Source organism: Nocardia sp. NPDC049149 (genome assembly GCF_043197455.1).
GTDB lineage: Bacteria > Actinomycetota > Actinomycetes > Mycobacteriales > Mycobacteriaceae > Nocardia.
In genome coordinates, this window is record NZ_JBICTD010000007.1 from 258025 (window position 1) to 271262 (window position 13238).

A 13238-nucleotide genomic window follows, 5' to 3' on the forward strand; every position below is an offset into this window, starting at 1 on the left:
TGCGTGTGCGTAGTACCCGATTCAGCTTCGCTCACGCCATGATCGTCATCTGGTGATCAGCTGCCAGTCGTCAGGCAGCCTGGCCGCGGTCACGGTGGCGCCTTCCACCTCGAGGTCGACGGTGATCGGGCCGAGCCGCAACGCGGACAACGTGATTCGACCCCAGTGCGGCGGCACCAGCGGACGCACGGTGAGGGTGCGCGCAGGCACGTCCGGCTCGAGGCCGAGGAACGAGCGCACCAGCAGCAGCGGTGCCGCGCTCGCCCACGCCTGCGGCGAGCAGGACGTCGGATACGGCACGGGCGCCGGGAACCGCGAGCGCGGGAACCCGCAGTACAGCTCGGGCAGCCTGCCGTCGAAAACCGCTGCGGCGTCGAGCAATCCGTTCGCGAGCCGACCGGCCAGCTCGACCGCCCCCGGCACCTGCCGGTAGCGAAGCAGCCCGGCCACCGCGATCGCCGTGTCGTGCGGCCACACCGAGCCGCAGTGGTAGCTCATCGGGTTGTAGGCGCCCATCGCCGAGGACAGGGTGCGTAACCCGAAGCCGGAGTCCATCTCCGGCCCGGACAGCCGCTGCACCAACTCGGCGGCGTGCTCGTCGGTGGCGATCCCCGACCACAGGCAGTGCGCCGGATTGCTGGTCAGCGCATCGACTTTCCGCTTGCCGCGGTCGAGAGCGACGGCATACCAGCCCTTTTCCGGAAGCCAGAACTGCTCGGCGAACTTGATGCGCAGCTCAGCGGCCTGATCGCGCAGCTTGCTCGCCAGCCGCGCGTCGTCGAAGGCGTCGGCCAGCTCGGCGCGGGCGAGCAACGCCGCATGCACGTAACCCTGCACCTCGCACAGCGCGATCGGCGCCTCGGCGAGATGCCCGCCGCTGTCGTTGACGCCGTCGAAGCTGTCCTTCCAGCCTTGATTGACCAGTCCACGGTCGGTGGCCCGCTGGTATTCGACGAACCCGTCACCGTCCCGGTCGCCGTAGTCGCGGATCCAGCGCAGTGCGGCATCGGCTGCGGGCAGCAGCCGTTCGATGACCGCCGGATCCGCGCCCCAGCGATGACATTCGGCCAGCAGCATCACGAAAAGCGGTGTCGCATCGGCGGTTCCGTAGTAGATGTTGCCGCCGAGCACCTGCCCACCCGCCGGTCCGCGCCGCATCTCGTGCATGATGCGCCCCGGCTCCTCCTCGGTGAGCGGATCGACGCACTGTCCCTGCAACTCGGCGAGCTGCTGCAGCGTGCCGACCGCGAGGTCGACCTCTAGCGGCAGCGCCATCCACGCGGTCAGCAGACTGTCGCGCCCGAACAAGGTCATGAACCATGGCGCGCCTGCGGCGACGAACGGCCTGCTCTCCCCCGTCTCGTCGTGAATCTGCAAGGCGCCCAGGTCACTTTCGGTGCGGCGCAACACCTGCGACAGCTCGGGATGCGAGGCCGCGATGTCGGTGGCGGTGTGCCGCCACGCTTCGATCTTGCGTCCCGGCGCGCTGACCCCGTAATGCTCCCCCGGAGCCAGCGGCGCCTGGAACCGCTGATTGCCCAGCGTCGGCTGGGCGATGATTTCGGTCTGCCAGCTACCGCCCACCGGCACCACCACCCGCCACATCAACGTGCCAGGCAGGACGACGGGTTCGACCGTCGCCGAGACCGAGAGCCCGCGCATCCGGTCGGTCCGATCATGAAACAGCAGTTCGCCATCGGTGACCGCCACCTCGGCTCTGCCATGTCCGACACGTCCTTCCTTGACCGCGAACAGGTCGACGAAATCGGCGTCGACATGCAATTCCAGCGTGACCGCGGTGGGTTCGCGGCCCATGTTCTCCAGCGTGAGCAGCTCGTGCATGCCGTCGGCGATGACGCGTTCGCGCAGCACGAGCAGGGTGCTGTCGGCCAAGCCTGCCGACGGCGGTCTTCGCAACACGAATCTGGCGGCGAAGGCCTCGGGGCTGAGCACCGAAAGTGGTTCGGGCGGACAGCCATCCACCAGCAGTTCCCAGCGGGACACGACCCGCGCGTCCCGGAAGAACAAGCCGTGCGGCCGCCCTGGCTCGACATCGCCGAGCCGGTTCGACAGGCAGAAGGTGCCGCCCTCGACCAGGGTGACCGCGCCCGCCCCGCCGAATCCGGTTGGCTCACCCGAATTCAACGGGGCAGGGCTCAGTGCGGCGGTGACGTCCACCGTCACGCGAGTCCGCTGGCGGCGAGCGGCAACCGGACGGATTCGCTGGTGCGCCACCGATAGTCGGGCCGCTTCCGCCGCCGCATCAACTTGTGATAGATCTGCTCGTAGCCGCGGCCGAGCGGGTCGGCGCCGAAGTTCGCCTCGACGTGGGCGCGGCACGCGGCCGGATCCATCGTCTGGACCTCGGCGATGGCGGCGGCCAATTGCGCTGGGTCGTCACAGACCCGACCGGTCACACCATCGACGACCACCTCGGCCACCGCACCGCCGCGCAGCGCGACCACCGGTGTGCCACACACCATGGACTCGATCATCACCATGCCGAACGGTTCCTCCCAGCGGATCGGGAACAGCAGACATTTCGCGCCCGCCAACAACTTCCGCTTGGCGGTCGCGTCGGCGAGCCCGAACACGTGGTCGTTCTCGGTGAGCAGTGGACGCACCTGCTCGTCGAAATATTTCAGTTCGGGCGGCTCGCTGCACTTGCCGGCCAGCACGAGCGGCATGCCGGCAGCATGCGCGGCCTCGAGCGCCAGATGCGGCGCCTTGCACTCGTTGAACCGGCCGAGGAACAGCGCGTAGTCGTCCTTGTCGGTGCGGAACGGCCACTCCTCGGTGCGCAGAGCATTATGCACCCGCCCTGCCCAATTCAAATCGGGGGCCAGTTCCTGCTGCCGGTCGCTGATCGCCACCAGCGCAACCTCGTCGCCCAATTCCCGGTAGTACTCATAGGAATCGTCCTCGACCGGGCCGTGCACGGTGAGCACCGTCGGCAGGCCGAGGCCCTGGTACACGGGCGCGTTGAGCGGTCCGGCGAAGGTGTGCTCGTGCACCAGATCGATGCTGCCGGTCGCGGCGAGTTCCTGGATCGCGCGCCGTACCCGCAGCGCGTGCATCACCTCGGGGAACGGCTCGCCGAGCCGCTCGGGCACCGTACGATCCCACAGCGGAACGAATTTCGCCTTCGTCCCCGGTTCCCCCGCGCCGAGCAGGGTCACCTCGTGGCCTCTGGCCACCAGCGCGTCGACCAGGTCGGCGACGACAGCCTCGACACCGCCGTAAGCCTTGGGCGGCACATCGAAATACGGCGGAACGACCATCGCGATCCGGAATCGGGTACCGACGTGGTCGATCGACAGGAGATCGGATGTGGCTTTCTGCGCCGAAGTCGGCACGGGTAACGCACTCATGACCCTCCTTCCAAGGGGCACAACCGGTTAGCACTCGCATCCACCCAGCACACCGGGGTGCGGGGCGCCGAACTCGAACTGGTGGCCGCCGCAGCGGAGGTGGAGCTCAGTCACACCGCCGTCCATCGGGCTTATCGGCCTGGTCACGTGGGGAATGTGAGCAGGGGGGCCGCCTGTGATGTACCTCTACGCGGCGGCGCCAAACCATGGACTGGAGTATGTAACTGATCGATAGCCGTGATCGGCCGATCAGGGCCGCCTTTGCGGCCCTACCCGACTATGTCTACGGGGGTGGACGCCCCGGTTCAGCCTTCGATGACGATCTTTCCGTCCTGCCCGGGGACCACGAAAGGAAGCATCCGCTCCGCCTCGGCGCGCACCTCCGCCTCGTCGGCGGCGTCGAACGGGTGCCACGGGGTCACCCGAATGGTGCTGTCGTCCAACGTCCACCGCCCGTGCACGAAGCCGTCCACCAGGTACATCGCCACACCCGCCGACGCCTCCCTGGCGATCCGCTGACGATCCTCGTCGCTGATGATCCGCCGCCGGTCCTTGTGGCCGAGCAGCGCATTGTCGAAGGCGGGCAGGAAGCGCACGGGCACAGCGAGATTCGGGTCGGCGAGCGGAGCTTCCGGCAGATCGAACAGCACCCGGTGCTGATCATCGGTGAAAACCCTCAGGCTGTCGCGCATGTCGTCGACCACCTCGGCGAGCCGGGTGATGCCTGCCCACGCCTGCATGTCGGCGACCGTGGCGGGCCCGAACGCGGCGAGGTAGCGCAGCACCAGGGTCTCGGCCTGCGACTCCGCCTCCATCGGCACGCCCATCCACTCGTCGGCCAGGGCGACGGTCACCGAGCGATTGCGCCATTTGCCCCAGGCGCCGGTGACCGGGCTGTGCACCATCGGCACCAGCAGCTCCGCCGATTCGGCCAGCCTGCGCGGCAGCCGGTCCGGAAAGCGCTCGGCGAGCAGGTTTCCGAGCTCGGTGCGCGACATGATCTGGCCGGACAACAGTTCTCGGCCCGCGACGGCGAGCTCGTCCAGATCGACACCCTCGATCTCGTCACGGTAGTACGGCGCCTGCAGCGCGGAATGCACGATCTGGCGGACCGTCGGGCGCAACCACCGGAAGTCGTCCGCGTCGGCCAGGTGCACCGTGCGGCGGATCATGGTGGAGCGCACCAGCTTTCGCTCCCGCAGCAACCGGGCCAGCTGGTCGTGCTCGAAACTCTGCAGCCGAGACCACAATCCGACATAGGGCCAATTGGGTTCCTGCCCCTGTACCGCGACCAGATGCCGGACCAATTCCAACGGTGTCATCGCGACCCGCTGCGCCAACATCTGACGTACCAGCAGGGTTCGGTTCAGCTCACGCAGCGATAGTTCCGTCATACCTGCTATCTTCGCCGATGGCACCGACAATTCGGGCCAGTCCGGCGTTATCCGCGCATACGTATACGTACAATGGACGCATGTTCGATCCCATCACCCTGGCCGTCGGAGCCGGAATCGTCGGCGCGGGCTGGGCGATCGGGCGCTACGGCCACCGCGGCGCGCCGGGCAGAAAGTCGGCGGCGAGCCTCGCGCAGTGCGGCTGCGGCCACGATCTGGCCATGCACGATCCGCAAGCAGGCGAATGCCACACCGACATCCGCAGGTCCGTCGCGCCCTCGGTGTGGGAATGGGTCCGGTGCCCGTGCCGCAGGTACACCGGACCGCTGCCGGTCGAGGACTACTTCACCCGGCCGATACTCCCGCCGGACAACTGACTCCGGCGCTCAGTCACCCGGCCGCATCTGCATCGGCACACCGATCCGGTTCCACAGGTTGACCATCGCGGTGACCGCGACGAGACCGGCCGCCGCACCCTCGTCGAAGTGCTTCTCGACCTCGGCCCACACCTCGTCGCTGACGCCGTGTTCGCCGAGTTTCGTCACCGCGTCGGCGTAGGCGAGGGCCGCACGTTCGGGCTCGGTGTAGAGCGCCGACTCCCGCCAGGCATTGAGCTGGTAGATGCGCTTCTCGGTCTCGCCCTCCAACCGAGCATCGGTGGTATGCAGGTCGATGCAGTACACGCAGCCGTTCTGCTGGGAGACGCGGATCTTCACCAGCTCACGGATGACCGGATCGAGCGGGCCGCGCCGGATGGCGGCCTCGGCCGCGAACCAGGCCTTGTAGACCTCGGGAGCAACCGTCGCGAGCTTCATTCGTGGCACGTTGTCGTCCTTTCCTCGATGTTCTCCTATCGAGAAGACGAAACTGGGGCGCGGAGTGTGACATCAACGGGCAGCCGTTCACGAACCCGGCAGACACCTGCCCGGATCCGGCAGATCGGCACATGGCGTGTTGCCGTGCGCGCGGAGGACGTCCTTGCCTGCCTGATCGGTCAGGAAGCGCACAAAGCTCGCGGCAAGCGAGTCGCCGGGCAGCTCACCGCTGCTGTAGGCGTACTCGACACCCCAGAACGGATACGTGCGATCCATCGCGGCGTCCCGGCCCGCGCCGACACCGTTGATCGTGACCGTCGCCAGGTCCGCGGCGACCGCCTCGGAGAACTCGGAATAGCCGATAGCGCCGGGGATTTCGCCGACGGCCTTCAGCATGTCGGCGGTGACCTGCACTTCGCAGTGTTGCGCGGTCGAGATCACGGTCCGCTTGATCGCGGTGCAGCTCGTGTGCGTCCGCTCCGGTTGTTGCCTGTCGTCGAGTAGCCTGCGCTCGAACGTGTTTCGGCTGCCGGACCCCGGATTCCGGTTGACGAGCACCACGGGCAGGTCGGGTCCGCCCACTTCGCGCCAATTGGTGACCTGATCGCGATACACCAGGCGAATCTGGTCGGCCGTGAGGTTCTTCACCCCGACGTCCTTGTTGACGATCACCGTGAACAGCGACACCGCCAGCGGGCGATACACCAGCGTGGGATACCCGGTGCCCTTGGGCCCGTCGCTGATGGTGAGCAATCCAGGATTGTCCTTGCCGTCCTCGGCGAGCCGATCGAGACCCCGCTCGGTGCCCTCGAAGCCGAACGCGAAATGCGCATCGGTACAGCGCTTCCCGTACTGCTCGGCAGCCTCCTTGATGACCGGCGCGAAGGCCGAGGACCCGACAACGGTGACCGAGCCCGAGGCACAGTCCAGCGGCGTCGGCACCGGCTCGACGGCGGTGACAACGAGCTGGACGACGATCACCAGCACGAGAAAAACGAGCAGCGCCAGCATCATTCGGGGAATGCCTGTGCGACTGTGGGTTTCGAGTAGTCGGCCGCCCTTGATCCCTCCGAGCAGCACCGGCGCGGGGTAGTCGCCCGCGCCTTCGGACCGCTGCAGGATCGCCAGGATCTTGTAGTGCTCATTGCGATCCAGCGGCACCTTCGGCAGGTCGATGACGCCGATGTGCCCATTGATGTCCTCGCGCACCGTGATTCCCGAGTCCACGTCCAGGTTGTCGGCGAGACCGGGATCGCTCAGCTCGGTCACCGCCATGCCGATCACCCTGCGCTGCGGAAAGCGCAGGTGCAGACCGATCCGACCGGGTTCGGGCGCCTTGTAGTCGCGGGTATCGATATCGGTGGCGCCGCTGTTCTCGATGCGCACCAACACGACCGAGAGATCTTTGAGGTCCGGGCTGGCGCCGTCCAGGCTCGGCCGCAACTGCGGAAGCACCCCGGGGAACACCGATTCCACCTCGCCGGTGACCGGTGTGTCCATCTGCACGCGATAGCCGAGCCGCTTGCGCCCGACGAACACGAACTCCCACAGGAACGCCCCGATCGGCACCGCGATGCCGATCACCGCGAGCACGATCTCGATTGGAAAGTCGCCCAACTAGTCCCCCACCCGATCTCTGTGGCAACCATTTTCGGGTGCGAACGGTCGTCGGTGCGAGATCAGCGGAACTGTTCGGCAACCGTTAACCCGACGGCCATCAGGTCGCGGGCGCCTCGGTCCATGCCAGCAGATCGGCCAGCGGCCAGGTGTTGATGATCCGTTCGGCCGCAACACCATTGGCGAGCGCGCGCTCACAGCCGTAGCCTTGCCAGTCCAGCTGGCCCGGCGCGTGCGCGTCGGTGTCGATGGAGAAGTGACAGTCCATCTCGACCGCGAGTTGGATGAGCCGCGACGGCGGATCGCGGCGCTCGGGCCTGCTGTTGATCTCGACCGCGGTGCCGAACGTCCGGCACGCCTCGAACACCACCTCCGCGTCGAAGCTCGACTCGGGGCGGGTGCCACGGCCGCCCTCGACCAGCCGTCCCGTGCAATGGCCGAGCACGTCCACGTTGGGGTTGGCCACGGCGTAGACCATCCGCTTGGTCATGGTCGCGCTGTCGTCGCGCAGGTGCGAATGCACGCTGGCCACCACGATATCCAGCTCGGCGAGCAGCTCCGCCTGCTGGTCGAGGGCGCCGTCGTCGAGGATGTCGACCTCGATGCCGGTGAGGATGCGGAACGGCGCCATCCGGTCGTTGAGCTCGGCGACCACATCCAACTGCCTGCGCAGCCGGTCGGCGGACAACCCGTTGGCCACCTTCAGCCGCGGCGAATGATCGGTCAGCGCACAGTATTCGTGACCGAGGGCCGCGGCGACACCCATCATCTCGGCAATCGGGCTGCCACCGTCGGACCAGTCCGAATGGGTGTGCAGGTCGCCGCGCAGCTGGGTGCGTAGCGGTTTGCCCGGCGCGCCGATCGGCTTGGCCGCGCCGCGCAGGTCGAGCAGAAGTTGCGGCAGCACACCGGAATACGCCTGCTCGATGACGGTCGCGGTCTTCGGCCCGATCCCTGCGATATCGCGCCAGCTGCGGGCCGCGCGATGCGCCGCGCGCTCGTCGTCCGGCAGCTCGGCGACGATATCGGCGGCGCGCCGGTAGGCCTTGACCCGATAGGTCTCGGCGCGCGAACGCTCCAGCCAGAAGCCGATCTCCCGCAGCACTTCCACCGGGCCGGGCACGGTGGCCCGGTCGGCTGCGGTCGCATCGTCGTCGGTCACCGCGGTCAGCGAATCCTGCTGTACTTCAGGAAGGCGACACCGTCCTCGAACACTCGGCTCGTGATCACCCGGAACTTGGCCGCGTCGGGCAGCCGAGGGCCGGTCCCGAACAGCGAACGTCCCTGGCCGAGCAGCACCGGATACAGCTTGAGGAAGATCTGATCGATCTCGGGCAGCAACACCTGGGCGAGCTCGCCGCCACCGCACAGCCAGATGCCGAGACCATCGGCCCGCTTGAGTTCGCGCACCTTCGCCAGCGGGTCCGCGGCGATCAGCTCGACGTCGGGGTCGGGGTTCTCCGGCAAGGTCGTCGACACCACGTACTGCTTCAGATGCGCGTACGGACTCGACGTTCCGGTCCGCACCCCGAAGTCGTGCGTCTTGCGACCCATCAGCACCGTATCGAAGTAGCGGTTGCGCTTGTCGATGCCGAGGGACTCGCGCACCTTGGTCGGCAACGTCTCTGGGTACTGCGCAGTGATCGCCGGGCCGTGATCACCGCCGACCGGAAAGAAATCGACGGATCCGTCGTCGGTGGCGATGAAACCATCGATGGTCGACGCTACGTAGTACGTGAGTTTGCGCATGTGTCCTTCCTCCACGGCCGGCCTGAAACCCGAACCGCCTACAAGAAAGGTAACTCGCCCCCGCTAACGATCGCGAGGCTTCAGTTGGCACCGCGGGCAAGAATACGAGGAACGATTCATGAACTTCTCGCGCCGGATGGGAGCGCCGCACCGGCGGCACGGTTCGTCCTCGCGGCCGTAGACGGCAAGCGAGCGTTCGAAGTAGCCGGATTGTCCGTTGACGTTGACATACAGCGCATCGAACGAGGTGCCGCCCGCGGCGAGCGCCTCCCCCATCACGGCGCCGACATCGGCGAGCAGGCCGCGCACGGCAGGCCTGGACAGGCCGGAGGCGAGACGCGCACCGTGCAGCTTTGCGCGCCACAGGGATTCGTCGGCGTAGATGTTGCCGATGCCGGAAACGACGCTCTGGTCGAGCAGAATCCGTTTGATCTCGGTCTGTTTGGCGCGGACCGCGGCAACGACGGCATCGGTGTCGAAGCGGGGATCCAGCGGATCACGCGCGATGTGCGCGACCGGTTCCGGCACCAGGGTGCCGTCCACCTCGACCAGCGGCGCGAGCGCCCAGCCGCCGAAGGTGCGCTGGTCGACGAAGCGCAGCTGGGTGCCGTCGCCGAGGGTCGCCCGGATGTGGGCGTGCTTCTCCAGCGGCGCATCCGCGGGCTGTACCAGCAGCTGACCGCTCATGCCGAGATGCACGACGAGCGAGGTGTCCGGCTCGTCGAAGGTGAGCCAGAGGTATTTGCCGCGCCGCTCCGCGGACTGGACCTTCAGTCCGGTCAAGCGGGCGGCGAGATCGGCGGCGCCTTCGAGGTGACGGCGCACCGAACGCGGATGGGTGATCGCCACCGACTCGATGACCCGACCCACCACATGCTCGGCGACGCCACGACGGACGACCTCGACCTCGGGAAGTTCGGGCACGTCAGGCTTCGGCGGTCAGCGCCTGGTAGGCGGTGCCCGCGGCCTTCTGCTCGGCTTCCTTCTTGGATCGACCGACGCCCTGCCCGTAGGCACGGCCGCCGATCACCGTGGTCGCGGTGAATTCCTTGTCGTGATCGGGGCCCGTCGAGGTGATCTCGTAGCTGGGCACGCCGAGGCCACGCTCGGCGGTGAGCTCCTGCAGGCTGGTTTTCCAGTCGAGTCCGGCGCCCATGCGCGGTCCACGCTCGAGCAGGTCGGCGAACAGCCGCAGCACCACGCTGCGGGCCACGTCGATGCCGTGCTCCAGGTGCACCGCGCCGAGCAGCGACTCCATGCCGTCGGCCAGGATGCTCGGCTTGTCCCTGCCACCGGTGAGCTCTTCGCCCTTGCCGAGCAGCAGGTGCACGCCGAGCCCACCCTCGCCGAGCTGGCGCGCCACCTCGGCGAGCGCGTGCATGTTGACCACGCTCGCGCGCAGCTTCGCCAGCTCGCCCTCGGACTTGCCGGGATGCTCGTGGTACAGCCGCTCGGTGATGCTCAGCCCGAGGACGGAGTCGCCCAGAAATTCCAGGCGCTCGTTGGTCGGCAGCCCGCCGTTCTCGTATGCGTACGACCGGTGCGTCAGAGCGAGGCGCAGCAGATCCGGCTGCACCTCGACACCGAGCGCCGCGAGCAAGCTCGCGTGTTCATCGGACGAGTCGGGTTCGTCTGTCACGTCGGTACGACAGGTTAAGCGGTCAGACAGCTGCGGTGACCTGACGGCCCTTGTAGGTGCCGCACGACGGGCATGCGATATGCGGCAGGGTCTTCTCACCGCAGGCGCGGTTCGGGCAGGTGATCAGGGTCGGCGCGGTGGCCTTCCACTGGCTGCGCCGCGACCTGGTGTTGGAACGGGACATCCGGCGCTTGGGAACGGCCACGACTACTTCTCCTCTGTCCTATTACTTGCCATATCGGCTGACTGGTCTGCTGCTGTGGCCGCGCCCGTGTCGGGGCTGCCGTTGCCGGGCGATGCGGTGGCAAATTTCGCCAGCCCGGCCCAGCGAGGGTCAAGTATCTCATGCGAGTGGTCAGAACCCGCAATCGCCATCCGTACGCCACATTCCGCGCACAATCCGGCGCAATCGGGAGTGCACAGCGGCTGCAGCGGAAGCTCGATGCCGATGGCGTCGATGATCACCGGTTCCAGGTCGATCGTGTCGTCGATCATCCGGTAGGCGTCGTCGTCATCGGTGGTCTGCTCGGTCGTGCTGTCCGGGTACGCGAACAGCTCGGTGAGGTGCACGTCCAGCTCGTCGGTGAACGACTCGAGGCAGCGCGAGCACTCGCCCTCGATCGGCGCGACGACCGAGCCGGTGACCAGCACGCCCTCGGAGACGGCTTGCAGCTGCAGGTCGAGCTTGACCTCGGCGCCCACCGGGACACCGATCAGATCGAGGCCGATCCGGGTGACGGTGGTGACGGTGCGACGCAACTCGCGCATCGTGCCGGCCCGGCGGCCGAGGCTGCGGACGTCCAGCACGAAGGCCGCGTCCGGCTCCCGGCGCGAGGCCGAGCGCTGACGCGAGGCAGAACCGGATCCGGCGGGCATCACGAACTCACTTCACAATTGGGGGGAATGGGCAACCACACCACGATACGCGAGGCGGGTGCGTCAACCCAAACCGAACGATATCCCGGCTAGCGGCGGTACTCCGTCGCATAGTCGGGTGCACCGGCGCCCGCGCGCAGCTGATGCCTGCCGCGACCGACGGTCCGAAGAGTGCTGGTGAGGGTCTCCTCGAACTCGGCGAGCTTGCTGTCGACGTAGTGGTCGCATTCCTCGCGCATCGCGTCGGAGTCGGCGTGTGCGGCGTCGATCACCCGCGCGGATTCGGCGTGCGCGGCGCGGACCACTTCGGTCTGCGCGACCAGCCGGTCCCGCTCGGCCTCGCCGTCTTTGACGGAGCGATCGTAGGAAGCCTTGCCCGCCTCGATCATTCGCTCGGATTCCATCCTGGCCCTGCTGGTGACGGCCTCGAATTCGGCGTTGCCGTCGGCGACGACGCGGTCGGCTTCGGCCTGGGCGGTGTTCACGAGATGATCGGCGTGCGCGCCTGCCTCGGCGACCATCCGGTCGGCGTGCGCCTTGGCGTCGGCGAGGATGCGATCGGCTTCCTCGCGGGCCGAGCCGATGGTGTGCGCGGCTTGCTCATTGGCGCTGCTCACCGTCACTTCGGCGGCCGAGCGGGCATCAGAGACGATCTTGTCGCGGATGTCGAGGACGTCCTGGGCGTCGTCGAGCTCACCGGGCAACGCGTCGCGCACGTCGTCGAGCAGTTCGAGCACATCGCCGCGCGGCACGATGCAGCTGCGCGTCGGCGGGATGCCACGCGCTTCCTCGACGATGGCGACCAGCTCGTCGAGTGCTTCGAATACGCGATACATGCTCACTACCCCACTCTCGTACGACTCTTGGCGAACCTCCGCCGAGACCCAGTGTGCCCCTCGTCACGGCTTGTGCCGAGTCATCGTCCGGTGTGTCGTGCCAGTGTCTCGTACGCCACATAAATCAAGTGGAGGATCTGCCTCCACTTGGTGTTAAATTAGTTCAGAAGATCGACAAGGTCTTCGGCTTCGAGCGCTAGCCCCACCGGGCCTGCGGGATTGCAGAAGCCCGAGAGAACGGACAACGCCGTCCCTCGAGTATTGACAGGTTTTGAGTGTTCAGTACATGCTGAACAAGCAGTACAACCGGAACCTTTCGAGATTCGACGGGAAGCAGGCGATCACCCTCGCTGTTGTCCCCATCGAAGGCTCATGTTCGATCGGAAAACCCATGACTGTTCTGGATCTAGAGCGACCGGCAGGAGTTGGCCCCACCAGCTTCTTCATGCCGTTCGTCGGCCCGTACCCGGTGCTACCGGGCGCGTCGACGACCGCACGGTTCGAGCAGATGATGGCCTACCTGCGCGGCGACCGGGCCTTCGCCCAGCTGATCCGCTTCGCACTGGTCGGCGGTTTCAGCAACATCGCCTACGTCCTTCTGTTCTTGGCGATGCACGGCATCGGCTCGCTGATCGCCAACGTGGTCGGGTCGATCGTCAGCACCGTGATCGCCAACGAACTGCACCGCCAGCTCACCTTCCACGCGAGCGGCCGCGTCGGCTGGTTCACCGCGCAGTGGGAAGGCGGCGGCTTGGCACTGGTCGGGCTCGCCATCACCACCGCGGGACTTGCGGCCCTCGATGTTTGGGCCCCGACCATCGGCGGTCCCGCCGAAGCCAGCGCCATCCTCGGCATCACCGCGGCGGTCGGCGGCATGCGCTTCCTCGCCTTGCGCGGCTTGGTCTTCTAAGAACCCATCACCGCAGCCCACAACAAATCAG

General features: G+C 67.2%; 14 protein-coding genes. 2 read left to right on the forward strand and 12 right to left on the reverse strand.

What is annotated here, in order from left to right:
* Positions 1–45 precede the first annotated feature (45 nt).
* From ACGFNJ_RS28815 to ACGFNJ_RS28825, 3 genes are all read right to left on the reverse strand, one after another.
* A complete protein-coding gene (locus ACGFNJ_RS28815) occupies positions 46–2178 on the reverse strand; it encodes a glycogen debranching N-terminal domain-containing protein (protein WP_393455376.1) in 2133 nt (710 codons plus the stop codon).
* Between the two features lie 2 nt (positions 2179–2180).
* Positions 2181–3371, reverse strand: coding sequence for a glycosyltransferase family 4 protein (locus ACGFNJ_RS28820; protein WP_393454814.1), 1191 nt, complete (start codon positions 3369–3371; stop codon positions 2181–2183).
* A 305-nt stretch (positions 3372–3676) separates the two neighbouring features.
* Complete coding sequence (locus tag ACGFNJ_RS28825) at positions 3677–4765, reverse strand: winged helix DNA-binding domain-containing protein (protein WP_393454817.1); 1089 nt, start codon at positions 4763–4765, stop codon at positions 3677–3679.
* 80 nt (positions 4766–4845) lie between these two features.
* Between ACGFNJ_RS28825 and ACGFNJ_RS28830 the strand changes: the two genes are divergently transcribed.
* A complete protein-coding gene (locus ACGFNJ_RS28830) occupies positions 4846–5142 on the forward strand; it encodes a hypothetical protein (protein ID WP_245746040.1) in 297 nt (98 codons plus the stop codon).
* A gap of 9 nt (positions 5143–5151) precedes the next feature.
* Here ACGFNJ_RS28830 and ACGFNJ_RS28835 read toward each other — a convergent pair whose 3' ends face one another.
* The 9 genes from ACGFNJ_RS28835 to ACGFNJ_RS28875 all read right to left on the reverse strand — a co-directional run bounded on the left by ACGFNJ_RS28835 (position 5152) and on the right by ACGFNJ_RS28875 (position 12297).
* Positions 5152–5580, reverse strand: a complete 429-nt coding sequence (locus ACGFNJ_RS28835; RefSeq protein ID WP_393455379.1) for a carboxymuconolactone decarboxylase family protein — start codon at positions 5578–5580, stop codon at positions 5152–5154.
* A gap of 87 nt (positions 5581–5667) precedes the next feature.
* Complete coding sequence (locus ACGFNJ_RS28840; RefSeq protein WP_393454820.1) at positions 5668–7197, reverse strand: PstS family phosphate ABC transporter substrate-binding protein; 1530 nt, start codon at positions 7195–7197, stop codon at positions 5668–5670.
* A gap of 100 nt (positions 7198–7297) precedes the next feature.
* Positions 7298–8359 (reverse strand): PHP domain-containing protein, encoded by a 1062-nt coding sequence (locus ACGFNJ_RS28845; protein ID WP_393454823.1) that lies wholly within the window; start codon positions 8357–8359, stop codon positions 7298–7300.
* A 5-nt stretch (positions 8360–8364) separates the two neighbouring features.
* On the reverse strand, positions 8365–8946 hold the full coding sequence (locus ACGFNJ_RS28850; RefSeq protein ID WP_393454826.1) for a dihydrofolate reductase family protein: 582 nt from the start codon (positions 8944–8946) through the stop codon (positions 8365–8367).
* Between the two features lie 63 nt (positions 8947–9009).
* Positions 9010–9870, reverse strand: a complete 861-nt coding sequence (mutM, locus tag ACGFNJ_RS28855; protein WP_069163824.1) for a bifunctional DNA-formamidopyrimidine glycosylase/DNA-(apurinic or apyrimidinic site) lyase — start codon at positions 9868–9870, stop codon at positions 9010–9012.
* Position 9871: 1 nt separating this feature from the next.
* Positions 9872–10585, reverse strand: a complete 714-nt coding sequence (rnc, locus tag ACGFNJ_RS28860) for a ribonuclease III (protein WP_393454830.1) — start codon at positions 10583–10585, stop codon at positions 9872–9874.
* A gap of 22 nt (positions 10586–10607) precedes the next feature.
* Positions 10608–10790, reverse strand: coding sequence for a 50S ribosomal protein L32 (gene rpmF, locus ACGFNJ_RS28865; protein ID WP_014987105.1), 183 nt, complete (start codon positions 10788–10790; stop codon positions 10608–10610).
* 2 nt (positions 10791–10792) lie between these two features.
* Positions 10793–11461 (reverse strand): YceD family protein, encoded by a 669-nt coding sequence (locus ACGFNJ_RS28870; protein ID WP_393454833.1) that lies wholly within the window; start codon positions 11459–11461, stop codon positions 10793–10795.
* 89 nt (positions 11462–11550) lie between these two features.
* Complete coding sequence (locus ACGFNJ_RS28875; protein WP_393455382.1) at positions 11551–12297, reverse strand: DivIVA domain-containing protein; 747 nt, start codon at positions 12295–12297, stop codon at positions 11551–11553.
* A 391-nt stretch (positions 12298–12688) separates the two neighbouring features.
* Between ACGFNJ_RS28875 and ACGFNJ_RS28880 the strand changes: the two genes are divergently transcribed.
* Entirely contained in the window at positions 12689–13207 is a 519-nt protein-coding gene (locus tag ACGFNJ_RS28880) for a GtrA family protein (RefSeq protein WP_393454836.1), read from the forward strand.
* Positions 13208–13238: the final 31 nt, after the last annotated feature.